This is a genomic window from Streptomyces chumphonensis (assembly GCF_014779715.1).
Taxonomy (GTDB): domain Bacteria; phylum Actinomycetota; class Actinomycetes; order Streptomycetales; family Streptomycetaceae; genus Streptomyces; species Streptomyces chumphonensis.
Window position 1 is genome coordinate 74,899 of the sequence record NZ_JACXYU010000018.1, and the last position, 24,977, is coordinate 99,875.

General features: G+C 73.8%; 24 protein-coding genes. 5 read left to right on the top strand and 19 right to left on the bottom strand.

The features are described from left to right. Positions 1-53 precede the first annotated feature (53 nt). Positions 54-752 carry a bifunctional DNA primase/polymerase gene (locus IF129_RS24100; protein WP_191211927.1) on the top strand — a complete coding sequence of 233 codons (699 nt, stop codon included), beginning with the start codon at positions 54-56 and terminating at the stop codon, positions 750-752. A gap of 54 nt (positions 753-806) precedes the next feature. Here IF129_RS24100 and ftsY read toward each other — a convergent pair whose 3' ends face one another. The 5 genes from ftsY to IF129_RS24125 form a co-directional block, all read right to left on the bottom strand. Continuing rightward, the gene (gene ftsY, locus IF129_RS24105) at positions 807-2,012 is read right to left on the bottom strand and encodes a signal recognition particle-docking protein FtsY (protein ID WP_191211928.1); all 1,206 of its coding nucleotides are present in this window, start codon (positions 2,010-2,012) and stop codon (positions 807-809) included. 151 nt (positions 2,013-2,163) lie between these two features. Continuing rightward, positions 2,164-3,585 (bottom strand): sugar porter family MFS transporter, encoded by a 1,422-nt coding sequence (locus tag IF129_RS24110; RefSeq protein WP_191211929.1) that lies wholly within the window; start codon positions 3,583-3,585, stop codon positions 2,164-2,166. A 251-nt stretch (positions 3,586-3,836) separates the two neighbouring features. Next, a complete protein-coding gene (gene smc, locus IF129_RS24115; protein WP_191211930.1) occupies positions 3,837-7,400 on the bottom strand; it encodes a chromosome segregation protein SMC in 3,564 nt (1,187 codons plus the stop codon). Between the two features lie 199 nt (positions 7,401-7,599). Next, on the bottom strand, positions 7,600-7,809 hold the full coding sequence (locus IF129_RS24120; RefSeq protein WP_191211931.1) for a hypothetical protein: 210 nt from the start codon (positions 7,807-7,809) through the stop codon (positions 7,600-7,602). A 331-nt stretch (positions 7,810-8,140) separates the two neighbouring features. Continuing rightward, positions 8,141-8,497 carry an acylphosphatase gene (locus IF129_RS24125; protein WP_191211968.1) on the bottom strand — a complete coding sequence of 119 codons (357 nt, stop codon included), beginning with the start codon at positions 8,495-8,497 and terminating at the stop codon, positions 8,141-8,143. Between the two features lie 166 nt (positions 8,498-8,663). Here IF129_RS24125 and IF129_RS24130 point away from each other — a divergent pair, with 166 nt between their 5' ends. Beyond that, positions 8,664-9,479 (top strand): CAP domain-containing protein, encoded by an 816-nt coding sequence (locus IF129_RS24130; RefSeq protein WP_191211932.1) that lies wholly within the window; start codon positions 8,664-8,666, stop codon positions 9,477-9,479. Here IF129_RS24130 and mutM read toward each other — a convergent pair. The 10 genes from mutM to IF129_RS24180 form a co-directional block, all read right to left on the bottom strand. Further along, a complete protein-coding gene (gene mutM / locus IF129_RS24135; protein WP_191211933.1) occupies positions 9,473-10,393 on the bottom strand; it encodes a bifunctional DNA-formamidopyrimidine glycosylase/DNA-(apurinic or apyrimidinic site) lyase in 921 nt (306 codons plus the stop codon). The two genes, IF129_RS24130 and mutM, sit on opposite strands and share 7 nt — an antisense overlap. Positions 10,394-10,400: 7 nt before the next feature. Next, complete coding sequence (gene rnc, locus IF129_RS24140; RefSeq protein WP_191211934.1) at positions 10,401-11,201, bottom strand: ribonuclease III; 801 nt, start codon at positions 11,199-11,201, stop codon at positions 10,401-10,403. Positions 11,202-11,220: 19 nt separating this feature from the next. Then, on the bottom strand, positions 11,221-11,394 hold the full coding sequence (rpmF, locus tag IF129_RS24145) for a 50S ribosomal protein L32 (RefSeq protein WP_191211935.1): 174 nt from the start codon (positions 11,392-11,394) through the stop codon (positions 11,221-11,223). Positions 11,395-11,396: 2 nt separating this feature from the next. Beyond that, on the bottom strand, positions 11,397-12,041 hold the full coding sequence (locus IF129_RS24150; RefSeq protein WP_224755520.1) for a YceD family protein: 645 nt from the start codon (positions 12,039-12,041) through the stop codon (positions 11,397-11,399). A 167-nt stretch (positions 12,042-12,208) separates the two neighbouring features. Next, the gene (locus IF129_RS24155; protein WP_191211936.1) at positions 12,209-13,465 is read right to left on the bottom strand and encodes a cell division initiation protein; all 1,257 of its coding nucleotides are present in this window, start codon (positions 13,463-13,465) and stop codon (positions 12,209-12,211) included. A gap of 74 nt (positions 13,466-13,539) precedes the next feature. Next, positions 13,540-14,019: a pantetheine-phosphate adenylyltransferase gene (coaD, locus tag IF129_RS24160; RefSeq protein WP_191211937.1), complete on the bottom strand. Its 480-nt coding sequence runs from the start codon at positions 14,017-14,019 to the stop codon at positions 13,540-13,542. 26 nt (positions 14,020-14,045) lie between these two features. Further along, positions 14,046-14,633, bottom strand: coding sequence for a 16S rRNA (guanine(966)-N(2))-methyltransferase RsmD (gene rsmD, locus IF129_RS24165; RefSeq protein ID WP_191211938.1), 588 nt, complete (start codon positions 14,631-14,633; stop codon positions 14,046-14,048). Between the two features lie 147 nt (positions 14,634-14,780). After that, positions 14,781-15,296, bottom strand: coding sequence for a hypothetical protein (locus IF129_RS24170; protein ID WP_191211939.1), 516 nt, complete (start codon positions 15,294-15,296; stop codon positions 14,781-14,783). Positions 15,297-15,460: 164 nt separating this feature from the next. Beyond that, complete coding sequence (gene recG / locus IF129_RS24175) at positions 15,461-17,713, bottom strand: ATP-dependent DNA helicase RecG (RefSeq protein ID WP_191211940.1); 2,253 nt, start codon at positions 17,711-17,713, stop codon at positions 15,461-15,463. 113 nt (positions 17,714-17,826) lie between these two features. Beyond that, positions 17,827-19,434, bottom strand: a complete 1,608-nt coding sequence (locus IF129_RS24180; RefSeq protein ID WP_191211941.1) for a DAK2 domain-containing protein — start codon at positions 19,432-19,434, stop codon at positions 17,827-17,829. Between the two features lie 350 nt (positions 19,435-19,784). On the opposite strand from IF129_RS24180, the gene rpmB reads away from it, so the two are divergent. Beyond that, the gene (gene rpmB / locus IF129_RS24185; RefSeq protein WP_028426177.1) at positions 19,785-19,970 is read left to right on the top strand and encodes a 50S ribosomal protein L28; all 186 of its coding nucleotides are present in this window, start codon (positions 19,785-19,787) and stop codon (positions 19,968-19,970) included. Between the two features lie 84 nt (positions 19,971-20,054). Here the strand turns inward: rpmB and thiD are convergent, their stop codons facing one another. Both thiD and IF129_RS24195 read right to left on the bottom strand, forming a co-directional pair. Then, positions 20,055-20,876, bottom strand: a complete 822-nt coding sequence (gene thiD, locus IF129_RS24190; protein ID WP_191211942.1) for a bifunctional hydroxymethylpyrimidine kinase/phosphomethylpyrimidine kinase — start codon at positions 20,874-20,876, stop codon at positions 20,055-20,057. Then, on the bottom strand, positions 20,873-21,865 hold the full coding sequence (locus IF129_RS24195) for a thiamine-phosphate kinase (protein ID WP_191211943.1): 993 nt from the start codon (positions 21,863-21,865) through the stop codon (positions 20,873-20,875). The genes thiD and IF129_RS24195 overlap by 4 nt, the downstream gene beginning before the upstream one ends. Before the next feature lie 98 nt (positions 21,866-21,963). On the opposite strand from IF129_RS24195, the gene IF129_RS24200 reads away from it, so the two are divergent. Both IF129_RS24200 and IF129_RS24205 read left to right on the top strand, forming a co-directional pair. Next, the gene (locus IF129_RS24200) at positions 21,964-22,197 is read left to right on the top strand and encodes an Lrp/AsnC family transcriptional regulator (protein WP_191211944.1); all 234 of its coding nucleotides are present in this window, start codon (positions 21,964-21,966) and stop codon (positions 22,195-22,197) included. Between the two features lie 84 nt (positions 22,198-22,281). Beyond that, a complete protein-coding gene (locus IF129_RS24205; RefSeq protein ID WP_318153920.1) occupies positions 22,282-22,731 on the top strand; it encodes a DUF3515 domain-containing protein in 450 nt (149 codons plus the stop codon). A 27-nt stretch (positions 22,732-22,758) separates the two neighbouring features. Here IF129_RS24205 and IF129_RS24210 read toward each other — a convergent pair whose 3' ends face one another. Then, the gene (locus IF129_RS24210; RefSeq protein ID WP_191211946.1) at positions 22,759-23,916 is read right to left on the bottom strand and encodes a D-alanine--D-alanine ligase family protein; all 1,158 of its coding nucleotides are present in this window, start codon (positions 23,914-23,916) and stop codon (positions 22,759-22,761) included. Positions 23,917-24,018: 102 nt separating this feature from the next. Beyond that, positions 24,019-24,969 (bottom strand): NAD(P)H-dependent glycerol-3-phosphate dehydrogenase, encoded by a 951-nt coding sequence (locus IF129_RS24215; RefSeq protein ID WP_224755525.1) that lies wholly within the window; start codon positions 24,967-24,969, stop codon positions 24,019-24,021. Positions 24,970-24,977: the final 8 nt, after the last annotated feature.

Genomic DNA, 24,977 nt, shown 5'->3' on the forward strand with positions numbered 1-24,977 from the left:
GGTACGTGCGGTGCACGGCGTAACCATCGGCCGGGAGACCCGTTGGAGGGAGCATGGGCTTCACGATCGGCGGCATCCGGGAGTTGCGGGGGCTGCGGCAGACGGCACGCCGGGGTCGCAGGCTCGGCCGGCCGCAGAACCCGGTGAGCCGCACGGTGGCGGAGTACACCGCGCTGTGGGGCTGGGCGGTCGTTCCCGGAGCCCGTGCCGTGCGCGACGCCGGCCGCACCGTGTGTTCCTGCGGCGCCCCCGCCTGCCCCGAGCCCGGCGCCCATCCCCTCGCCGCCGTCCCCGAGGTGCCCGCGGGCACGGCACTGGTCGAGGCCGGCCGGGCCTGGGGCGACGTCCCCGGTGCGGCGCTGCTGCTGCCGACGGGCCGGTCCTTCGACGTCGTCGACGTGCCCGAGGACGTCGGACGGCGGGCGCTGGTGCGGCTGGAGCGCATGGGGTTGCCGGTCGGTCCCGTCGCCCTCACCCCGCACGGGCGGGCCTGGTTCCTGGTGGCGCCGGGGGCGGCGGCGGAGCTGCCGGGGCTGCTGGCGCGCACGGGCTGCGACGCGGTCGGCCCCGACCTGCGCTGCCTCGGCCGGGGCGGGTACATCACGGCACCGCCCTCGGACCTCGGCGGCCTCGGGCCCGTCCGGTGGCTCCGCCCGCCGACGCCTCCGACCGCCGGACGGCCGCCGGAGGCCCGGCTGCTGCTCGGCACGCTGCTCCGACTGACCCGGCGCCTGTCCGCCGTCCACCCGTAGCCTCGGGCCTCCCACACGCGTGCGGCCGGGCCCACCGCCCGGCCGCACGGTGCGTCAGTCGCCGAGCAGCGCGTCCACGAACGCCTCCGGCTCGAAGGGCGCGAGGTCGTCGGGCCCCTCCCCCAGGCCGACCAGCTTCACCGGCACGCCCAGCTCCCGCTGCACGGCGATGACGATGCCGCCCTTCGCGGTGCCGTCCAGCTTCGTGAGCACGATGCCGGTGATGTTCACGACCTCGGCGAACACGCGCGCCTGCACCAGGCCGTTCTGCCCGGTGGTGGCGTCCAGGACCAGCAGGACCTCGTCGACGGGGCCCTGCTTCTCCACGACGCGCTTGACCTTGCCGAGTTCGTCCATGAGCCCGGTCTTGGTGTGCAGACGTCCGGCCGTGTCGATCAGGACGACGTCGGCGCCCTCGGCGGTGCCCTCCTTGACGGCGTCGAACGCGACGGAGGCGGGGTCACCGGCCTCGGGGCCGCGCACGGTGCGGGCGCCGACCCGCTCGCCCCACGTCTGGAGCTGGTCTGCGGCGGCCGCGCGGAAGGTGTCGGCCGCGCCGAGCACCACGGACTTCCCGTCGGCGACGAGGACGCGGGCGAGCTTGCCGGTGGTCGTGGTCTTGCCGGTGCCGTTGACGCCGACGACCAGGACGACACCGGGCCGGTCCACGGCTCCGGAGGTCTCGGTGTGGACGGTGCGGTCGAGGTCGGTGCCGACGAGGGTCAGCAGTTCCTCCCGCAGCAGGGCGCGCAGTTCCCCGGGGCTGCGGGTGCCGAGCACCTTGACGCGCTCGCGCAGTCGGTCGACCAGCTCCTGGGTGGGGGTGACGCCGACGTCGGCGGTCAGGAGGGTGTCCTCGACCTCCTCCCAGGTGTCCTCGTCGAGGTGGTCGCGGGAGAGGAGGGTGAGCAGGCCCTTGCCGAGGGAGGTCTGGGACCGCGAGAGGCGGGCGCGCAGCCGGACGAGTCGGCCGGCGGACGGCTCGGGGACCTCGACGGGCGGCGGGGGCGCCACCTCCTCGGTGACGGGCGGTGCGTCCGTGACGCCGGGGAGCCCGACCTCGTCGATGGTGCGGCCCGGTGCCTCGGGGGCGCCCTCGGCCTCCTCGCCGACGTGCGGTTCCCCCGGCGGTGCGGTGGTCGTCGGTGCGTCGCCCTCCGGCGGCGGCACCTCCTTCTTGCGGCGCCCGCTGACGACGAGCCCGCTGATGACACCGAGGGCGACCACGGCGATGACGACGAGCAGGATGACGATGTCCATGGGTTCCCTAGTCTGTCGCCCGATGTTCCGCTGGGCGGCTGGGCGGCTTGTCGGATGCGCGGCCCGACCAGTATCGGCCATCGCCGGGACGCGACGCTGCCCCGGCTCGGGCGAGCCGGGGCAGCGCTGAGGAGAGGGCGGCGGGGTCGGGTCAGCCCATCTCCTCCAACGCCTTGCCCTTCGTCTCCGGCACCCACCTGAGGATGAACGGGACGGAGAGCACGGCGAAGGCGGTGTAGATCATGTAGGAGCCGGAGAGGTTCCATTCGGAGAGCGAGGGGAAGCTCGCGGTGATCAGCCAGTTGGTGATCCACTGGGCGCCGGCGGCGACGCCCAAAGCGGCGGCCCGCATGCGGTTCGGGAACATCTCGCCGAGCATCACCCAGACGACGACACCCCACGACAGCGCGAAGAAGAGCACGAAGGAGTGCGCGGCGACCAGGGCGACGGCGCCCTGTGCGTCGGGCAGGCTGACGTCGTCGCCGGTGCCCGTCTTGAAGGAGAACGCCCAGGCGGCGACGGCGAGGGAGATCGCCATGCCGACGGAACCGACCAGGGCGAGCGGCTTGCGGCCCAGCCGGTCCACGAAGATCATCGCGATCACCGTGCCGACGATGTTGATGATCGACGTGGTGAAGGAGTAGAGGAACGAGTCGGCGGGGTCGATGCCGACGGACTGCCACAGCGAGGAGCTGTAGTAGAAGATCACGTTGATGCCGACGAGTTGCTGGAACATCGACAGGCCGATGCCGACCCACACGATCGGCAGCAGGCCGAAGCGACCGCCGGTGAGGTCCTTCAGGCTCGGCTTGTGCTCCCGGTGCATCCGGGTGGCGATGCGCGCGACCTCGGCGCGCACGTCCACGCGCTGCGGCTCGACCTGGGCCAGCACGGCCTCGGCCTCGCCGGTGCGGCCCCGGGCCACCAGGTAGCGCGGCGATTCGGGGATCCGTAGCGCGAGCAGTCCGTAGACGAGCGCGGGCACGATCTCGATGCCGAGCATGAGCTGCCAGGCCTCCAGCCCGAGCAGCTCTCCGCGCTGCTCGCCGTCGGCGAGGGTGAGCAGTCCGTAGTTGACGAGCTGGGAGCAGGCGATGCCGAGCACGATGGCGGCCTGCTGGAAGGAGGCGAGCCGCCCGCGGTAGGCGGCGGGGGCGACCTCGGCGATGTAGGCCGGGGCGATGACGGAGGCCATGCCGATGGCCACGCCGCCCAGGGTGCGCCACACGGCCAGGTCCCACAGGGTGAACGGCAGCATGGAGCCCAGGGCGCTGAGGCCGAAGAACACGGCCGCGAGCCGCATGACCCGCAGACGTCCGAGGCGGTCGGCCAGGCGCCCGGCGATCATGGCGCCGAGCGCCGCGCCGAGCAGGGCGATGGCGATCACGGCGCCCAGGGTGGCGTCGGAGACGTCGAACTTCCCCCGGATGCCTTCCACGGCGCCGTTGATCACGGCACTGTCGTAGCCGAAGAGAAAGCCGCCCATGGCGGCCGACGCGGCGATGAAGACGACGTAGGTGAGCTGCCGGGGCCGCCCTACGGCGTCCGGATCCACCTGCTCGGTGCTGGTCACAGTGGTACTCCTGCGGGCCCGGCCGCGGTGCCGGGCGTGGGGGTGGGTCGCTGTCCGGTGGTGCACGTCTGCCCGCGACCACCGGCTGTACGCCGGAAACGACTCCGCAGACACTATGCGTTCAAGTTTCGAAGTCAATACCTCGGAGAGAACTCTCGATCTCCGAGACGCCGGATCGCAACGTTCAAGAAATGTAGTGAGGGAGTGTGAGTCCGCTTCCGCCGCGGGGGCCGCTCCACCGAGCCGCCCGGTCAGCCCAGTCGCTGACTGATCACCTTGGAGACGCCGTCCCCCTGCATCGACACGCCGTACAGCGCGTCGGCGACCTCCATCGTGCGCTTCTGATGGGTGATCACGATGAGCTGCGAGCTCTCCTGCAGTTCCTTCATGATGCGGATGAGTCGCTGGAGGTTGGTGTCGTCCAGCGCGGCCTCGACCTCGTCCATCACGTAGAACGGACTCGGCCGCGCCTTGAAGATCGACACCAGCAGCGCGACGGCCGTCAGCGAGCGTTCCCCGCCCGAGAGCAGCGACAGCCGCTTCACCTTCTTGCCCGGCGGGCGCGCCTCGACGTCGACGCCGGTGGTGAGCATGTCGTCGGGGTCGGTCAGCACGAGCCGTCCGTCGCCACCCGGGAACAGGCGCGAGAACACGCCCTCGAACTCGCGGGCCGTGTCGTGGAAGGCCTCGGTGAAGACCTGCCGCACCCGCTCGTCCACGTCCCTGACGACCTGGAGCAGATCGCTGCGCGTCTTCTTCAGGTCGTCCAGCTGCTCGCTGAGGAACTGGTGACGTTCCTCCAGAGCCGCGAACTCCTCCAGGGCCAGCGGATTGATCTTGCCGAGCTTCTGGTGGGCGCGCTCAGCGGCGGCCAGCCGCTTCTCCTGCTCCGCCCGGTCGAACGGAACGGGGCGGTTGCGCGGGTGGTCCGGGTCCTCGGGCAGCACCTCGCCCTCGGCCGCCGGCGAGGGGGGCACGGGCTGGTCGGGTCCGTACTCGGCGACCAGGACGTCCGGCTCGACGCCCAGCTCCTCCAGGGCCCGGGCCTGCACCTGCTCGATGCGCATCCGCTTCTCGGCGCCCAGGACCTCCCCCCGGTGGACCGAGTCCGTGAGCTTGTCCAGTTCGGCCTTCAGCTCCCGGCCCCGGGCACGCTCGGCCGTCAGCTCACGGTCCCGCTCCGCCCTCGCGCGTTCCGCCGCACCGCGTTCCTGCTCGGCCCGGGTCACGGACACCTCGACGTGGGCCAGCAGCTGCCGGGCCCCGTCCGCCACCGCCACGGCCACCGCCGCCTCGTGACGCGCGCGGGCGCGACGCCGTTCGGCGCGCTCCCGCGCCTCCCGCTCGGCCCGCGCGGCCCGGTCCAGCCCGTCGGCCCGGCCCGCCAGCGCCTTGACGCGTTCCTCGTGCGTGCGGACCTGGAGGCGGGCCTCCATCTCCGTCTGGCGGGCGTTGGCGCCGTCGGCGGCGAGCCGGTCGCGCACGGCCGGGTCCGGCTCCTCCAGGGTGTCGGCCGCCTCCTGCGCGACGGCGAGCCGCTCGGCCAGCTCCGCGGCGGCCCCGGTCGCCTGCGCCAGCGCGTCCTCGGCCTTGGCCACCGCCGCCTCGCAGCGCTCCGCCTCCCCCGCCGCCCCCTTGGCCTGCCCCGCGAGCCGACCGAGGCGGGCGGCGACGGCGGACTTCTCCCGGTCGGCCGTGCTGCGCCGACGGCCCAGCTCCTCGGCCGCCGCAGCACACTCACGGTGCCGCTCGGCGGCCCGGTCCCGGGCCGCGGTCAGCTCCGCACAGCGCGCCTCCAGCCGCTCCAGCGCGCTGTCGGCCTCGTCCACGGCCGCCTGGGTCTCCAGCAGGCTCGGCGCTCCGGCGGAGCCGCCCTGCGCGACGTGCGCCCCGAGCAGATCGCCCTCGGCCGTGACCGCGGTGATCCCCGGCACCGCGCGCAGCAGCTCGACGGCCGCCTCCAGCGTGTCGACGACGACGACGTCGGCCAGCAGCCGCCGCACGGCGGGCAGCAACTCCTCCGGGCCGCGGACGAGCCCGGCGGCGTAGGTCAGGCCCTCCCGCCCGAGAGCCGCGTCGGGCGGTCCGGCCCCGCTGACGAGCAGGGTCGCCCGGCCGGCGTCGAGCTTGCGCAGCCGTCGCAGGGCCTCCGCCGCCGCGCCCGGCCCGTCGACGGCGACGGCGTCGGCCGCGGCACCGAGCGCGGCGGCGACCGGGATCTCGTACCCGGGCGTGACGGTCAGCAGTTCGGCGGCCGGGCCGAGCACTCCGGCGAGCTCGTGGCGCGCCTCCAGGAGCGCGCCGGTGCCGTCCTTGCGGCGCAGGCCGAGCGCGAGGGCCTCCCGGCGTGCCGAGGTGGCGGCGCGCTCCCGGTCGGCGGCGGCCAGTGCGTCGCGGACGGCGCCCGCCTCCGTCTCCGCCCGCGCCAGCTCCTCGCGGGCGGCCTCGTACCGGGCGGCCAGTTCGGCGTCCCCTTCGTCGAGACCGTCGACCTCGGCCTGGAGCGTCTCGTACTCCTCCTGTGCGGCGAGCGCACGCCGCCGGGCGTCGTCCCGCGCCGCGCTCAGCCGGTCGATCTCGGCCTGCGCGGAGGCGGCCCTGCTCCGGGCCGCGCCCGCCTGCCCGCCCAGCCGGGCCAGCTCCTCACGGCGCCGAGCGATCTCGCGGGCCACGTCCTTGAGCTGACGCTCCTCCTCGGCCAGGCGGAGCTCCAGCTCCGCGCGGTGCTCGGCGGTGTCCTCCAGCGCCCGGGAGGCCGCTTCCAGCGCGGCTTCGAGTTCGGCCTCCTGCTCACGGACGCGCCGGGCCTCGCGCTCCAGTTCCTCCGGCTCCCGGCCGCGCCGCTCCTCCACGGGCACACCGCGGGCGCTGGTGACGCGGGCGTCGGCGAGGCTGACGGTCCCGCGTACGCGTTCGGCGAGTTGCGAGAGCGCGTGCCAGGTCTGCTGGGCCTCCTGAAGACGCGGCGTGAGGCGGCGCACTTCGTCCTCCAGGGCCGTCTCCCGCTGCTGGGCGGTGCGCAGCGCGGTCTCGGCGGCGTCCTTGCGCTCCTTGAGCGCCGCCTCGTCGGCGACCTCGGCGCGCAGCGCCTGCTGGAGTGCCACCAGGTCGTCGGCCAGCAGACGCAGCCGCGCGTCGCGCAGGTCCGCCTGGATGACGGCGGCCTTCCGGGCTGCGGCGGCCTGCCGACCGAGCGGCTTGAGCTGGCGGCGGAGCTCGTCGGTGAGGTCCTGGACGCGGGCCAGGTTGGTCTGCATCGCGTCGAGCTTCCGCAGCGCCTTCTCCTTGCGCTTGCGGTGCTTGAGGACGCCCGCGGCCTCCTCGATGAAGGCACGGCGCCCGGTCGGGTCGGCGTGGAGGACGCCGTCGAGCTGCCCCTGACCGACGATGACGTGCATCTCGCGGCCGATACCGGAGTCGGAGAGCAGTTCCTGGATGTCGAGCAGACGGCAGGTGTCCCCGTTGAGCTGGTACTCGCTGCCCCCGTTGCGGAACATGATCCGCGTGATGGTGACCTCGGCGTAGTCGATGGGCAGCGCGCCGTCGGCGTTGTCGATCGTGAGGGAGACCTCGGCGCGGCCCAGCGCGGCCCGGCCCGAGGGGCCGGACGTCCCGGCGAAGATGACGTCCTCCATCTTGCCCCCGCGCAGGGACTTGGCGCCCTGCTCCCCCATCACCCACGACAGGGCGTCCACCACGTTCGACTTGCCCGAGCCGTTCGGCCCGACCACACAGGTGATGCCGGGCTCGAAGCGCAGCGTGGTGGCCGAGGCGAAGGACTTGAACCCGCGCAGGGTCAGGCTCTTGAGGTGCACGGCGTGTGACTTTACCGCTGTGACGCGGTTTCGCCGCTGAAGGCGCCGGGCACATCACTCGGTAACGAAGAACCGACGGCCGGTGGGCGAAACAGGGGGCGGGTCACGAACGGCGGACGACATGACGAAGGGACGCCGAAGCGTCCCTCGCAGTTCTGCACAGTGGTGAGCGCCTGGCGCGCACCTGCCCGGGTTCGGGTCAGGTGAGAGCAGGCTCGCCCTGGGAAACGTCGATGCTGTCAAGCAGCGAGTCGCCGTGATCGCGTGCGGCGGCCGACAGCGCGTCGTTCTGGGCCTGCATCCGGATCAGCTCGGATTCCAGGTCCTGAACACGCTGCTGAAGCCGTCGCATCTCGGCGAGGACTCGGGGGTCGGAGCCGCCGACGTAACCGAGAAGCGCCTTTGCCATGATGGATGGTCCTCCACACTGAGTGACCGACCGCAGAAGGGTGGGTCGTCTGGGCCGTGAGGGATGGGCTCCCGCGGCGCCTGCTCAAGCACGTTCACAGGATCGAACGAGCAAGGTGCGCGGGGCTTCCAGCGTCTCACCAAAAGTTACGACGGTCAACACGATCACGCCCGTGTACGCGGACGGCCCGGCTCGACGGCGGCAAGGGCGCCGGAGCGGCGGGCCCCGCGCGGTGCGGAGCTCCTCTTGTGGATCACTCGTCCGGCAGCCTTGCACGTCACGCCGCGATTGGCAACCAATTCACCCCACGGACATCAAGGTCGCCCGGCGGTCAACGGATCTCGAAGTCCGGGTAGCCGCCGCGCGGCGCACCCCATATCTCCGTGACACCGGTCACGTCGCCGGGTGTCCGCGGGCCCGTGAGCCAGTCCAGCAGGGCGGCGCAGTGCGTTCGGGGCCCTTCGGCGACGACCTGGACCCGGCCGTCCGGGAGGTTCACGGCGAAGCCCGTCAGCTCACCGATGCGCAGCGCGTTGGCCCTGGTGTACCAGCGAAAACCGACCCCCTGGACGGTCCCGCGCACCCAGGCCGTGAGCCGGACGTCCGTCGGGTCGCCGCCGCCGGGCACGGCGCGTCCCCCGTCCGCCCCGGGCTCCTCCCGCGGCCCGGTGGCCGGTCCGTTCCCCATCGTGCTCATGTGACGCACGCTATCCGCCGAGTTCCACCCGGCGCACCTCCGCGGCGAGGGTGATGGCGTACTGTCCCGGAACACATCTCACTCCTTCGAGTGAACCATCGCCGTCGAGCACGTGAGGACCGCCGCAATGGGCCGCAACCGACATCGCAAACGCAGGGTGACGCCGCTCCGAGCCGGAGCGCTCGGCGTGTCCACGGTGGCCGTGGTGGGTGCGGTCGCGGTGGGATCGGGCCTGGTGCCCGGGCTCGGTGACGGATTCGGGTTCACCGACGACGGGCCGGCCACGTCCGTGCGGGCAGAGGACTCGGCCTCCGGCACACCCGGCGCTTCGGAGGGCGCCGGGGAGCGGGACGGCGAAGGCGCTTCACGCGGCGAGGCGCGCTCCGCGTCCCCGTCGGCCGAGCCCTCGACGAGCGCGAAGCCGTCCGAGACGCCCTCGAAGAAGCCCGCGGAGCAGTCCTCCGCGCCGCCGGAGACGAAGCGCCCGGCCGAACCGGAACCGGACCGGACGACCAAGCCGGCGCCGACCCCCGCCGCTCCGAAGCCCGAGGCGCCCCCGTCGAAGGCGCCCACGACACCCGGGGACTCCGGCGTCCACTCCGCCGCCGAGGCCCGCGTGCTCGCCCTCGTCAACCAGGAACGCGGACGGGCCGGATGCGGCCCCGTGCGGGCCGACGCGGAGCTGGCGAAGCTGGCGGGCGACTACAGCAGGGACATGGCCGTCCGCGGCTTCTTCTCACACACCGACCCCGACGGCCGCAGCCCGTGGGACCGGGCCGACGACGCGGGCGTGGACCACATGGGCGGCGAGAACATAGCCCGGGGCCAGGCGGACGCCGAGGCGGTGATGGACGCCTGGATGAACAGCACCGGGCACCGCGACAACATCCTGAACTGCGACTTCACCACTCTGGGCGTCGGCGCGCACTTCGCGGGCGGCGGACCCTGGTGGACCCAGGCCTTCGGCTACTGACCCACCCGGCCGGCCCCGGCTCCCGCCGTGCGCGGGCGCCAGGGCCGTTGGCAGCGGGGGCAGTGGTAGCTGGAGCGGTTCATCCACGGGCGGCGGCGTATCGGCGCACCGCACCTGCGGCACGGCTCGTCCTCGCGTCCGTAGGCGTCCAGGGACCGGTCGAAGTACCCGGACTCCCCGTTGACGTTCACATAGAGGCTGTCGAAGCTCGTGCCCCCGACCGCCAGCGCCGCGTTCATCACGTCGCGGACGTGGCCGAGCAGCTCCGACGACCGCGCCCGCGTCAGGGTGGCGGTCGGCCGGTCGTAGTGCAGCCGGGAGCGCCAGAGGGCCTCGTCGGCGTAGATGTTGCCGACACCGCTGATCAGTGACTGGTCGAGCAACGCGCGTTTGACCGTCGTGCGGCGAGCCCGCAGCGCGGCGTGGAAGGCCGCCTCGTCGAACGCGGGGTCGAGCGGGTCCCGGGCGATGTGCGCGATCACCTCGGGAAGCCCCTCCGCCGTCACCGGGTGGAGGGAGAGCCCGCCGAACGTGCGCTGGTCGACGAAGCGCAGCTCGCCCTCGGCCTCGTCGGCGAAGGTGACCCGCACCCGCAGGTGCCGCTCGTCGGGCGCGGCGGCGGGCTGGACGAGGAGCTGGCCGCTCATCCCGAGATGGGCCAGGACGGCGAACTCCGGCGGCCCGGCCCCGCCCGGCGCGGTGCCGGGCGGGCCGAGCGGCAGCCACAGGTACTTGCCCCGGCGCTCGACGGCGTCGAGGCGGCGGCCGACGAGCCGGGCCGCGAAGTCGGTCGGCCCGGCGACGTGACGGCGGACCGCACGCGGGTGGAGGACGGTGACGGCCTCGACCGTCCGGCCGGCGACCCAGCGGTCCAGACCGCGCCGGACGACCTCCACCTCGGGCAGCTCGGGCACGCGAGCCTCAGCTCGCCGATCCGGCGGGGGCCCCGCCGGACGCCGCGGCGGCGCCGCCCTCGGCCCGCGCGGCGTCCGAGGCCGCGCGGATCTCCCGCCAGGCGGTCTCGGCCGCCTGTTGTTCCGCTTCCTTCTTGCTGCGGCCGGTGCCGGTGCCGTACGCGACACCACCGACGCGGGCGGCAGCCGTGAAGGTCTTCTCGTGGTCGGGGCCGGTCTCGGTGACCGCGTACTCGGGCACCCCGAGCCCCTCGGCCGCCGTGAGCTCCTGGAGGCTGGTCTTCCAGTCCAGGCCGGCGCCCAGCCCCGCGGACTTCTCGATCAGCGGGTCGAAGAGCCGGTGGACCAGCTCCTCGGCCGCCGTCAGCCCCTGGTCGAGGTAGACGGCACCGATCACCGCTTCCAGGGTGTCCGCGAGGATCGATGCCTTGTTCCGGCCGCCGGTCCCCTCCTCCCCCCGGCCCAGGCGCACGAAGGCGCCGAGGTCGAGGCCACGGGCCACCTCGGCGAGGGCCCGGGAGTTGACCACCGCGGCACGCAGCTTCGCTAGCTGGCCCTCGGGCAGTTCGGGATGGGTGCGGTAGAGCGTGTCGGTCACCACGAGACCCAGGACCGAGTCGCCGAGGAACTCCAGGCGCTCGTTCGTGGGGAGCCCGCCGTTCTCGTACGCGAAGCTGCGGTGCGTCAGCGCACGCGTCAGAAGGGCGGACTCAAGGTGATACCCGAGCCGCCCTTCCAGAAGCGTGTGGGACGAGGCCGCATCCACCAGACCCGCCGCTGCCCGCTTGGGCGTACTGGCGTCTGACATGGAGCCTGTCACCCGCCGATCAGACGTCCAGAACCTGACGCTTGTTGTAGGTGCCGCAGCTCGGGCACGCGATGTGCTGCTGCTTGGGCTCCGAGCAGCGCTCGCACGCCACCAGAGTGGGGACCGCAGCCTTCCACTGCGACCGGCGGTGGCGCGTGTTGCTGCGCGACATCTTCCGCTTGGGAACGGCCACGGCTACTTCTCCTGCTTCTCGTCGGCACCGGGTGCGGTGCCGTTCACGTTGTCCTTCTCGCCGTGGCGGATGTCCTCGGCGAGTCCCTCCAGGGCCGCCCACCGGATGTCGGCGGCCTCGTTGTGCTGGTGGTCCGGATCGTCCGCCAGCCGGAAGCCGCACCGCGGGCAGAGCCCCGGGCAGTCCTCCTGGCAGACGGGCTGCATGGACAGCGACAGCACCACCGCGTCCCGCAGCACGGGTTCGAGGTCGAACAGGTCGCCCTCGAGGTGGAGCACGCCCTCCTCGTCCCCGGCGCCCTCGGCGTCCTCGGCGACGTGCGCGACACGGCCGCGGTCGTCGGTCTCGGGGTAGGAGAACAGCTCCTGGAAGTCCGCCTCGCATTCCTGCTCCAGCGGCTCCAGACACCTTACGCACTCCCCGGTCAGCGGTGCGTCGGCGGTACCCGTGACGAGCACGCCCTCCATCACCGCCTCCAGCCGGAGGTCCAGCTCGACAGGAGCGCCCTCGGGCACGCCGATGACCTCCGTGCCGAGGTCCTTCGGAGCGTCCACCGTGCGGGTGAGCCGCTTCATCGCACCGGGACGACGGCCCAGCTCGCGCGTGTCGAACACGAGCGGAGCACGGTGGTCGAGGGGGGCGTTCAGGGCTTCCTGCTTTCATCGGTGTGACGGCCGACCCGGCGGGTCCTCGGGCAGCGGAACGTCGCGGACGTACGCGCGACCGATGAGCCAGGATACTTCACCCGCCCGGATCGGCCCAATCGTGCGTGGTCAGCCGCCGAAGGCCCGGCGGCCGGGCCCGACGCGCACGGTCAGCGGCCCTCCTCGTAGCGGCGCAGCTGCTCCATGTCGATCATGCTGGTGTCGAAGAAGCTGGTCTCGTCCAGCGCCGGGGCCTGCTGCTGTTGCTGGGCCTGCGGCTGCTGGGGGTAGCCGCTCTGACCGGCGTAGGTACCGTCCTGGGCGTAGGCGTCCGGGTACGGCTGCTGCGGGTAGCCGTGGGCGTACGCGTCCCGCTGGGCCGCGTAGGGGTCCTGCTGGGCGTACCCGTCCTGCCGGGCGTACGGATCCGGGGGGAACGGCTCCTGCTGCGGCGGGTAGCCGTAGCCGCCCTGTCCGTAGGCGTCGGCCTGCTGCGCGTACGCCACGGGGTAGCCCTGCTGGTCGTAGGCGGCGGCCGGCGCGTACGGGTCCGCCGCCGGCTCGGGCGGCGCCACGGCCGGCGGGGGCACGGCCCCGTGCTCGGGCGGGACGGCACCGGGCACGACGCCCGGCGCTTGGGGGGCGTGGCCCTGCGGCGCCGCGGTGGGCCGCGGCTCCGCGAGACCGGCGAGGTAGTCGGCGTCCGAGACGTGGACCTGGTGGTGGCCCTCGCCGCCCGCCTCGTCCTGGGCGGCCAGGTGCGCGGCGAGATCGTCCATCGGACGGTGGCCGGTGAGCTTCTTGCGACCCCTGCCGACGGCGTCCAGCGTCTTCGTCAACACCGCTTCGATCGCCTGGAACTGCGCCTCCACGTAGGCGTCGGCCCGGTCCCGCAGCTCGGCCGGGTCGGCCGGACGCTCGGGGGCGGCGAGCCCGTCGGGGCCGTCCGACCCGTCGCCGTCGGCGGGGCCGTCGGCACCGGGCGCCCGGCCGAGGAGCTTGTCCTTGCCACGGCCCACCGAGTCGACCGTCTTGCTGAGGACGACCTCGAAGTTGGCCAGCTTGCTGTCGACGTAGTCGTCCGCCTCGGCGCGGATGGCCTCCGCCTCCCGACGGGCCTCGGCCAGGATGCGTTCGGCCTCCAGCTGGGACCGGCGGGCGACCTCCGTCCCGGAGACCATGGAGCCGCGTTCGGAGTGCGCCGCCTCGATGATCCGCCGCGCCTCGTCCTGGGCCTCGGCGACCATCTGCTCCCGGCCGCCCAGGAGTTCCCGGGCCTGCGCGAGGGAGCCGGGGAGGGCTTCGCGCACCTCCTCCAGCAACGCGAGCAGTTCGGCCCGGTTGACCACGCAGGAGGCCGACATGGGCATGGAACGGGCGCTACGGACCGCCGCGACGATGTCGTCGAGTCTTGACTGTACGTCCACGGGAGCGACTGTACGGGCACCGGCCGCCGGGGGAACAGCGCGAGGGGTGGACGGTGACTCCCCCTCCCGGCGGGTCACTTCCCGGCGAGCCGTTCGGCCAGCGCGGCGGAGACCTGCGGCGGCACGAGGTGGGAGACGTCACCGCCCCAGGTGGCGACCTCCTTGACCAGGCTGGAGGAGAGGAAGCTGTAGGTCGGGTTGGTCGGGACGAAGAGCGTCTCGACGCCGGAGAGGCCGATGTTCATCTGGGCCATCTGCAACTCGTAGTCGAAGTCGCTGACGGCCCGCAGCCCCTTGACGATCGCGGGGATGTCGCGCTGCTTGCAGAAGTCGACCAGCAGCCCGTGGAAGGCCTCCACGACCACGTTGCCGAAGTCGGCGGTGACCGCCTCGATGAGGGCGATGCGCTCCTCGACGGTGAACAGGCCCTGCTTGCTCTTGTTGATCATCACGGCCACGTGCACGACGTCGTAGAGCTTGGCGGCCCGGGCGATGATGTCGAGGTGGCCGTTGGTGATGGGATCGAAGGACCCCGGACAGACTGCGCGGCGCACTGGCGTTTCCTCGCTCTCCGAGCTGGTCATGACGCGTCGGTAACGTCCTGTCGGGCGGCGCGACCGTACCAGAGCGTCCCTTCGCCGTAGCGGCGGGAGCGCAGCCCCGTGAAGCCCTCGGGCCAGCCGAACGCGCCGCCCCTCGTGCTCCGCTCCACGGTGACCAGTGCCTCGTCGGCAAACCACCCCTGATCGGCGAGTGTGAGGAGGATCTCCCGGAGATCATCGTCCGTGACGGCGTAGGGCGGGTCCAGGAAGACGACGTCGTAGGGAAACCGGGGTGAACTCGCGGCGACCTGCTCGGCCCGCCCGGCTCGCACCTCGGCGCCCGACAGGCCGAGCGCCTCGACGTTCTGCCTGATCGTGCGGGCCGCACGGGCGTCGGATTCCACCAACAGGACGTGCGCGGCCCCCCGGGAGAGCGCCTCCAGGCCCACCGCCCCGGAGCCGCCGTACAGGTCGAGCACCCGAAGACCGCTCCAGCCGCTCTCCAGCTCGGCGCCCCAGCTGGAGAAGAGCCCTTCCCTGGCCCGGTCGGAGGTGGGACGGGTCGATCGTCCGGGCGGCACGGCGAGCCGTCGTCCGCCTGCGGCTCCGGCGATCACGCGGGTCATGGGGGCGGCGTCCTTACGTGGCTGACGGGTCGGGGCGGCGCCACCGCGCACGCGCGGTGCCACCGCCCCCACGATAGGCGCACGCCGCGGCCACAGCCGCCCGGCGGCCCTCGGCACGGGCCGCCGGAGGCGCGCCGCCCGCCGCCGTCAGTCGCCGGACGCCTGCGGGGCCCCGACGAGCGCCGGGGAGGCGTAGCGCGACCAGGACAGGCAGCCGTCGGGCGGGCAGTGCTCGGGGCGGCGCGGGTCGTGGCCCAGCTCGCGCAGCTTGGTGCGGACCGAGTCCGGCGTGCGGCCGAACCGGGCGGCTATCCGGGCCAGGGTCTCGCCCGCGTGGAAGCGGCGGGTCAGGTCCTCCTCGTGCTGGGGCACCCAGGGGGCGCCGTGGCCGGGGAACAGCTCGCGCAGGACGTCCCGGTCCGGGATGGGCTCGGAGACGTCGGCGGCGAGGGCGAGGGCGCGCAGCGCGCGGTTGACCGCGATCCGCAGGGCGGGCACGTCGGCCAGCGGCAGGGTGAGCGCTCCGGAGGCGAGCGGGGTGTCGGGTGCGGACTCGTGCCAGCCGGTGAGGCCGAGCGTCACCGTGGCGTCGTCGTCACTGGCGAGCTCGATCCTGAAGACCTTGTCCCCCAGCGGCAGTTCGTTGATGTGGCGGAATGCCATGAGACCCCCAAGTACGTCCTGCTTCGCCCATCCCCTGACGGATCGGCGCGGACTTGTCCCATTCTCTCAGCCGCCACTGACAGTCGTCCTCGGCCGAGGACGGGCCGCCCGCGGCGGCGGGGGCGGGGCGGCCGGGGGCGAGGAGCGGGCGGGGGGAGGGGTGTTCAGCCCTTGTCGAGGTAGCGCTCGCGGTCCTCGTCGAGGAGCGCGGCGAGGGCCGTGCGCAGTGCCGGGTGGTGCTCCAGCGCCGGATCCTCCGCGACGACGGCCGTGGCCTCGGCCCGGGCCTCGGCGATGACGTCCTCGTCCTCGATGACGGTGAGCATCCGCAGGCTGGAGCGCACACCGGACTGGGCCTGCCCGAGGACGTCCCCCTCCCGGCGCTGCTCCAGGTCGATCCGGGAGAGCTCGAAGCCGTCGAGGGTGCCCGCCACGGCGTCCAGTCGGGACCGCGCCGTGCTCGCCTCCGGCGCGTCGGTGACCAGCAGGCACAGCCCCGGCGCGGAGCCCCGGCCGACACGGCCGCGGAGCTGGTGGAGCTGGGAGACGCCGAACCGGTCGGCGTCCATGATCACCATGGCCGTCGCGTTGGGGACGTTGACCCCGACCTCGATGACCGTGGTGGCGACCAGCACGTCCAGCTCGCCGGCGGTGAAGCGGCGCATCACCTCGTCCTTCGCCTCGGGCGCCATCCGGCCGTGCAGCGCGACCACCCGCAGCCCGGCGAGCGGTCCTTCGGCGAGCTGCCCGGCCACCTCCAGCACGGCCAGGGGCGGGCGCCGGTCGGCCGCGTCCGCGCCGGCGTCCCCGTCCGGATCCGCGGCGGTGCCGTCCCCGGTGTCACGGGCGTCGGCGGCCCCGTCGGCGGCGGCGTCAAAGTCGGCGTCCTCACCGATGCGCGGGCAGACGACGTACGCCTGGTGGCCGCCCTCCACCTCCTCCCGCACGCGCTCCCACGCGCGGGCGAGGAAGTGCGGCTTGTCGGCGGCGGGCACGACGTGGGTGGCGATCGGTGAGCGGCCGGCCGGGAGCTGGTCGAGCACCGACGTCTCCAGGTCGCCGAAGACGGTCATGGCGACGGTGCGCGGGATGGGCGTGGCCGTCATGACCAGCAGGTGCGGCGGCTGCTTGCCCTTGGCCCGCAGGGCGTCGCGCTGCTCGACCCCGAACCGGTGCTGCTCGTCCACGACGACGAGTCCGAGGTCGTGGAACCGCACCTTGTCCTCGATCAGCGCGTGCGTGCCGATGACGAGGCCGGCCTCGCCGGTCGCCAGCTCCAGCAGGGCGCGCCTGCGGGCGGGCACGCCCATCGACCCGGTCAGCAGCACGACCTTGGTGCCCCGGTCGGAGCCGCCCAGCATGCCGCCCTCCGCGAGGTCCCCGAGCATCTCCACGATCGACCGGTGGTGCTGCTGCGCGAGGACCTCCGTGGGGGCCAGCATCGCGGCCTGCCCCCCGGCGTCCACCACGGTGAGCATGGCCCGCAGCGCGACCATCGTCTTGCCGCTGCCGACCTCCCCCTGGAGCAGCCGGTGCATGGGGTGGGCGGCGGCCAGATCGCTGAAGATCTCGTCACTGACCCGCCGCTGTCCCTCGGTCAGGGTGAACGGCAGCCGGGCGTCGAAGGCGTCGAGGATGCCGTCGGGCGGTGCGGTGCGCGGGACAGCGGGCAGGTGCGCCTCGTCGGACCGGCGCCGGGCGAGGGCCACCTGGAGGACGAACGCCTCGTCCCACTTCAGACGGGCCCGCGCCGCGTGCACGTCCGCCCAGGAGCGGGGGCGGTGCACGGCGTGCAGGGCCTCGGCGAGGGGCAGCAGACCGCGTCCGGCGCGCAGCGACTCGGGCAGCGGGTCCGTGAGGCCCTTCCAGCCGATGGCGGCCATGGAGCCGAGGACGGTGTCCACCGCCTGCTCAATCTTCCAGGAGTTCAGCTGCTTGACCGCCGGGTAGAGGGGCAGCAGGGCGCCCGCGAACCGCTCGACGGCCTGCTGGTCGCTCTCGTCGTCCAGCAGCTTGTAGTCGGGGTGCGCGAGCTGCAGCTTGTGGTTGAAGACGGAGACCTTGCCCGCGAACATGCCGCGCCGGCCGGGCAGGAGCTTCTTCTCGTGGGCGTAGGCGCCGCGACCGAAGAAGACGAGCCTCAGCCGCCCGCTGCCGTCGGTCAGCGTCACCTCCAACCGCTGACCGCGCCCCCGGTTGAACGACAGCAGCCGCGCGTCGGCCACCTGGGCGACGACGGTGACGTGCTCGTCCAGCGGCAGGTCGGCCAGCCGCGTCAGCTCACCGCGCTCGGCGTAGCGGCGCGGGTAGTGGTGCAGCAGGTCCCCGACGGTGTGCAGGTCGAGGTGGTCGGCGAGCACCTTCGCGGTGGTGCCGCCGACCGTCTTCTTCAGGGGCTCGGCCAGTGGACTCTCCATCGTGCCGCCCATCTTCGCCCACGGCGCCGACATCGGCCCGCATCCGGGCCCCCACCGCGGCCGCCGCCGCCCTCCCGCGGGCCGCCTCCCCGGTCACCCCACGCCGATCGCGGTCACTCCACGCCGATCAGCAGGGGCGACGGCTGGTGCCCCGCGTAGCTGACGACATCCACCCCCAGATGGGCGCGGCGCACGCGGTCCCGCAGCAGGCGGCTCAGCCCGTCGGGTGCGCCGGTGCCGAGGACCAGGGTGACCAGCTCGCCGCCGGCCGCCAGCATCCGGTCCAGCACCTCGTGGGCGCAGGCCGTCAGATCGTCCCCGATCACCGCGACGTCACCGTCGATCATGCCGAGCACGGCACCGGCCTCGCAGACGCCCCGCGTCGTCCAGGACCGCCGCTCCGCCACGGCCAGCTCGGCGTACCGCGTCGCGCCCGCCGCGGCCGTCATCGCCACCACGTCCTCGTCGAACCGCCGTTCCGCCGCGTGCACGGCGAGGGCCGCCAGCGACTGGACGGGTGAGCGGGCGGGAATGATCGCCACCCGCACCCCGGCCGCCCGCACCTGCTGCGCGGCGGCCGCAGCCGTGTGCCGCAGCTCCGGGCCGCCGAGCAGGAGCACCACCTCGCGGGCGTGGACCTCCCGGACGACGACGGCCAACTCCCCGCTGCCGAGGGGCTCCTCGGGGCGCACGGTGACGGCGACGGCGCCCGCCTCGGTGCACAGCCGGGCCAGCCCCTCCCCCGGCACGACGGCGACCACGGCCCGTTCCACCGGATCCGGCACGACGGTCGGGGCCGCGCCGCCCGCCGGACCGGCCAGGTGGGTGATCCGGACCCGGTGGGGTCGGCCGGCCTCGATCCCGGCCTCCACGGCGGCTCCGGCGTCGTCGACGTGCACGTGGACGTGCCAGAGTTCGTCGCCGCCGACGACGACGAGCGAGTCGCCGAGGGCGTCGAGCCGGCGCCGCAGGACCTCGACGGCGGGGGCGGGCGCGTCCAGCAGGTAGATCACCTCGAACGCCGGGCCCCCCGGCGTTCCGGGACGACCGTCGGGAGCCGGGGTGCCCGGCGCGCACACCTCGCCCCCGGTGGCGGCACGGTCGGCGAGCGGCTCCGTCGGCCGTTCTCCCGTGAGCGCGGTGACGAGGGCCTGCAGCAGGACGACGAGCCCGTAGCCCCCGGCGTCCACGACGCCCGCCCCCGCCAGGGCCGGGAGCCGGTCCGGCGTCGCGGCCAGGGCGGCGCGGGCCTCCGCGCAGGCGGCGCGCGCCACGTCGGCGTCGTCCCCGGGCGCCTCGGCGGCGGCCTGCGCGGCGGCGGTGGCGACGGAGAGGATCGTGCCCTCGACGGGCCGGGCGACGGCCGCCCTGGCCAGCCGGGCCGCTCCGTCCAGCGCCGAGCGCAGGTCGCCGCCCGCCGCGGTGCCGTCGGCCAGGCCGCGCAGGAGCTGGGCGAGGATCGTGCCGGAGTTTCCCCGCGCCCCCAGCAGCGCGCCGTGGGCCATGGCGGCGGTCGCCTCGGCGAGTGTCGGCTCGCCCGCGCGGGCCGCCTCGACGGCCTGGGCGGCCGACTCCACGGTCAGGTACAGGTTCGTCCCGGTGTCGGCGTCGGCCACGGGGTAGACGTTGATCGCGTCGATCGTCTCGCGGGCGACGCCCAGCGCGTCGAGCGCGTGCTCGCACCAGGCGTGGACCGTGGCGGCGTCCAGGGTGTTCGGCACCGGGCGACGCACCTCCTCAACTCGTCCCCGGCCCCGCACGTCCCGTGACCGCGCCGGCGTCCCGACCGCGCGGCCCACGGGGCCCAGCGGGGAAGGGTAGCCGCCCGAGTCCGCGATCCGCCCGGCCCGGGGGCGGCTCCCGCGGTGGGCGGGGCGGCGGGCGAAGGTGCTGATTTCGGGGTCCGTGAGCTGTCGTTGTATGCTGCTTCGGTTGCCTGACGCGCTTGCGTCGGGCGGCCGTCTCCCTGGCACTGCCGGTCAGCCCCGAAACGTGAGTTCCGATGCGTTGGGTCTGCATCCTGCGACGCCAGGACCCACCGTACGTGTATCTGAAGTCTTTGGAGTGACCCGTGGCTGCCAACTGCGACGTCTGCGGCAAGGGGCCGGGCTTCGGCAACAGCATCTCCCACTCGCACCGCCGCACCCCGCGTCGCTGGAACCCCAACATCCAGCGCGTGCGTGCCGTGGTCGGTCGGACGCCGAAGCGCCTCAACGTCTGCACCTCGTGCATCAAGGCCGGCAAGGTCTCGCGCTGACGCGATAAGTCGCAGCGCAGCCCCTGACGGTTGCCGCAAGCCGGTCCGCCCCGCGCGGACCGGCTTTGTGCTGCCCGGACCGCCTCACCGTGTGTCGCCGCGCTGCCGCCAGGCGTGGTCGACGGGTCCGATTCCCGCGCCGAGGGCGAAACCGGCGGCGATGGCCCCGGTGACGTACTCCTTGGCCCGGGCCACCGCCTCCGGCACCGCGCGGCCCTTGGCCAGCTCCGCCGCCACCGCGCTGGCGAGCGTGCAGCCCGTGCCGTGCGTGTGCCGGACCGCGTGCCGGGGAGCCCGCAGCCAGTGCTCCGCCGAGCCGTCGGTGAGCAGGTCCGTGGCCTCGCCCGGCAGGTGGCCGCCCTTGATGAGCGCCCAGCGCGGCCCGTGCGCGAGGACGGCCCCGGCCGCCCGACGCATGTCGTCCTCGCAGGTCACGGTGACGCCGGTCAGTTGCGCCACCTCGTCCAGGTTGGGGGTCGCGACGGTGGCGGTCGGGAGCAGCTCGGTGCGGACGGTCTCCAGGGCCTCCGCCGCGAGCAGCGGGTCGCCGTGCTTGGAGACGCCGACGGGGTCCACGACCACCGGCACGTCAAGGGGGCGCAGGAGCCCCGCGACCGTGCCCACCAGCTCCGCTGAGGCGAGCATGCCGGTCTTGACCGCCTGCACCCCGATGTCGTCGACGACGCTGCGGAACTGCGCGCGCACCGCCTCGGTGGGCAGTTCCCAGGCACCCTGCACGCCGAGGGAGTTCTGCGCGGTGACGGCCGTCAGCACGCTCATGCCGTGCGTGCCGAGCGCCATCATCGTCTTGAGGTCGGCCTGGATTCCGGCGCCCCCGCCGGAGTCCGAGCCGGCGACCGTCAGGACGCGTACCGGTGGCCGCGGCGTGTGCCCGCTGTCCGTCATGACTCTCCTCGGAAGTGGTCCCAGCCCCCGCCGTCCTGCCAGGAAGCGCCGTTGACGGTCACGCGCGACACCGCCGACGGGTGCCGCACCTCCCCCACGACGCGCCAGCGCGCGGGCAGTTTGCGGTCCGGGGGGAAGGTGGCGACGATCGCGTGGTCCTCTCCCCCGGTGAGCACCCACTGCAACGGGTCGACGCCGACGGCCTGGCCGATGTCGTGCATCTGCGCCGGCACGTCGAACGCCTCGGTGCGCAGGTCGATGCAGACCTTGCTGGCCGTGGCGATGTGCCGCAGGTCGGCGATGAGGCCGTCGCTGACGTCCGTCATCGCCGTGGCGCCGAGTGCGACGGCCGCCGGACCGGCGTGGTAGGGCGGCTCCGGGCGGCGGTGGGCCTCCACGAAGGCCCGCGGGGAACGGAAGCCGCGCTGGAGTATGGCGTACCCGGCCGCTGACCAGCCCAGCCACCCGGTGACGGCGACGACGTCGCCGGGCCGGGCTCCGGCACGGGTGACGGCCTCCCGGCCCCGCAGGTCGCCGAGGGCGGTGATGGCGAGGGTGATGGTCTCGCCGCGCACGATGTCGCCGCCCACGACGGCCGCCCCGGCGACGTCGCACTCGTCCCGCAGCCCGTCCATGAGCTCCACCGGCCAGGTGGCGTGCAGGTCCGCTGGCAGGACGAGGCCGAGGAGCAGCGCCGTGGGAGCGGCGCCCATGGCGGCGATGTCGGCGAGGTTCTGCGCGGCCGCCTTGCGGCCCACGTCGTAGGCGGTGGACCAGTCACGCCGGAAGTGCCGGCCCTCCAGGAGCACGTCGGTGCTGGCCACGACGCGCCGGTCGGGGGCGGCGACCACGGCGGCGTCGTCACCCGGCCCCAGCTTGACCGCCGGTGTGGCGGTCAGCCGGGAGGTCAGCTCCCGGATGAGGCCGAACTCCCCGAGTTCGCCGACGGTCCCAGGGGTCGGGGGGCGGCCCCCGGGGAAACTCAGCATCCGTCTGCCCTTTCACAATGCTCGCCGCTGGTGGTGACGACGCGATACCGTAGCGTCCCTTCCACCCCCATGATCCTCGAAGCCGCCCTGGAGGTTCCGTGGTACAGGCCTACATCCTGATCCAGACCGAGGTCGGCAAGGCGTCGACCGTCGCCGAGGTGATCGCCGACCTGCCCGGTGTGGTCCAGGCCGAGGACGTGACGGGTCCGTACGACGTCATCGTCCGCGCCCAGGCCGACACCGTGGACGACCTGGGGCGGCTCGTCGTCGCCAAGATCCAGCAGGTGGACGGCATCACCCGTACCCTGACCTGCCCAGTCGTGCATCTCTAGCTCCCCCGTATGCTCGCGGCGTGACCGCTCCGCCCCGCCGCCCCTTCCGCCCCGCCGGGCCGCCTCACGGTGCGCACGGCCGCCGTGTCCGCCGCCGCCCTGCTCGCCGGCTGCTCCTTCGGCTCCCCGTCGGGCCCTGCGGTACCGAGCCCTTCGGGGGCCGCCGCCTCGGCCTGTCGGGACCTCGCCGAGGCGCTGCCCGAGCGGGTGGACGGGCAGGAGCGCGTCACGCGCGAGCCGGTGTCCGACTACACGGCGGTGTGGGGCGATCCCGGCATCGAGCTGCGCTGCGGTGTGCGGCGCCCCGAGCGGTTGACGTCCGGGAGTGAACACTACAACCCGCTGGCGGAGGCGGTGGTGGTCAACGATGTCGACTGGCTCCTGGAGGAGCTGGCGGACGGACACCGGTTCACGACGGTCGGCCGGGACGCCTTCGTGGAGGTGACCGTCCCGGCCGCGTACGCACCCGAGGTCAACGCGCTCACCGACCTCGCCCGGCCCGTCGCCACGACCGTGCCGCGGTCGCCGACCTGACGGCCGGGCCCGCCGCCGCGGCGCGGCTCAGCGCAGGCCCGTGGAGCGGTGCAGGGCCGCCTGGAGGAGGCGGTCCACCAGCTCGGGGTAGCCGACACCGGTCTCCTGCCACATGCGCGGGTACATGCTGATCGGTGTGAAGCCCGGCATGGTGTTGATCTCGTTGAGGACGAACCGTCCGTTGTCCAGGAGGAAGAAGTCCGCCCGCACCAGGCCCTCGCAGGAGGCCGCCTCGAAGGCGAGCACGGCGAGCCGGCGCACCTCGGCGGTCTGCTCCTCGGTGAGGGGCGCGGGGACGACACCCGCGGCGGAGTCGATGTACTTGGCCTCGAAGTCGTAGAAGTCGTGGCTGGTGACGGGCGGGATCTCGGCGGGCACGCTGGCCTGCGGGCCGTCACCGAACTCCAGCACACCGCACTCGATCTCCCGGCCGCGCAGCAGGGACTCGACGATGACCTTCGGATCGTGCCGACGCGCCTCCTCGATGGCGTCGTCGAGTCCGGTGAGGTCGTCGACCTTGCTGATGCCCATCGACGAGCCCGCCCGCGCCGGCTTCACGAAGACCGGCCAGCCGTGCTCGCCGGCGAAGTCGACGACCTTCTTGCGGGCCCCGGCCTGGTCCCGGTCCCACTCGCGGGGGCGGATGACGGTGAAGGGGCCGACGGGCAGGCCGTAGGAGGCGAAGACCCGCTTCATGTACTCCTTGTCCATGCCGACGGCCGACGCCAGCACTCCGGAGCCGACGTACGGGACGCCGGACAGCTCCAGCAGGCCCTGGAGGGTGCCGTCCTCCCCGTAGGGGCCGTGCAGGACGGGGAAGACGACGTCCACCTCGCCGAGAACCGTGGGCACGCTGCCCGGCTCGCTGTAAACGACCTCGCGGCTCGCCGGGTCGACGGACATGACGACGCCGCCGGTGTCCGACCGGGCCAGCTCGGCCACGTTCGGCAGCTCCCGGTCGGTGATGGCCATGCGGTCCGGTGCGTCGGCGGTGAGGGCCCAGCGTCCGTCCGCGGTGATGCCGATCGGCAGCACGTCGTACTTCTCGCGGTCGATGGCGCGCAGCACCGCGCCGGCGGTGAGGACGGAGATGCCGTGCTCGGAGCTGCGGCCGCCGAAGACGACGGCGACGCGCGGCTTGCGCGGCGGACGGGCGGAGGCGCTGGGTGTCTCTGACGTGCTCATCGGCTTGAGATTACCGGCTGGGCGCCCGGGAGCGCAGCGCGGCACGTCCCCGGGCGCGCGTCCCGCCCCGGCGGCGGTCCGGGACGCGGCACACGCCTCGCGTCAGCGGGTCTCCGCCTTGGCGCTGCGGGCCATCAGCTCCTTGAGCGCCACGAGCGGCGCCTTGCCGTGGTGCACGATCTCCACGACGGTCTCGGTGATGGGCGTCTCGACGCCGTGCCGACGCGCCAGGTCCAGGACGGAACGGCACGACTTGACGCCCTCGGCGGTCTGCCGGGTGACGGCGATGGTCTCCTCCAGCGTCATGCCGCGCCCCAGGTTGGTGCCGAAGGTGTGGTTCCGCGAGAGCGGTGAGGAGCACGTCGCGACCAGGTCGCCCAGCCCGGCCAGCCCGGCGAAGGTCGCGGGGTCGGCACCGAGCGCCAGCCCGAGCCGGGTCGTCTCGGCCAGCCCCCGCGTGATCAGCGACGCCTTGGCGTTGTCGCCGAGCCCCATGCCGTCGGCGATGCCCACGGCCAGCCCGATGACGTTCTTGACCGCACCGCCCAGTTCACAGCCCACGACGTCGGTGTTGGTGTAGGGGCGGAAGTAGGGCGTGTGGCAGGCCTTCTGCAGCCGACGGGCCACCTGCTCGTCACGGCAGGCGACGACGGAGGCGGCGGGCTGCCGGGTGGCGATCTCCTTGGCCAGGTTGGGTCCGGAGAGCACGGCGACGCGGTCCGGCGACGCCCCGGTGACCTCTTGGATCACCTCGCTCATCCGCTTCGTACTCCCCAGCTCCACGCCCTTCATCAGCGAGACCAGGACGGTGTCGGGCGACAGGAGCGGCGTCCACCGCGCGAGGTTGTCCCGCAGGGACTGGGAGGGGACCGCCAGCACCGTGAACTCCGCGTCGCGCGCGGCCTCGGCAGGGTCGGTCGTGGCCCGCAACGACGCGGGCAGGTCCACGTCGGGCAGGTAGTCCGGGTTGACGTGCCGGGCGTTGACGGCGGCGGCCAGTTCGGGCCGGCGGCCCCAGAGCGTCACCTCACAGCCGGCGTCGGCGAGCACCATGCCGAAGG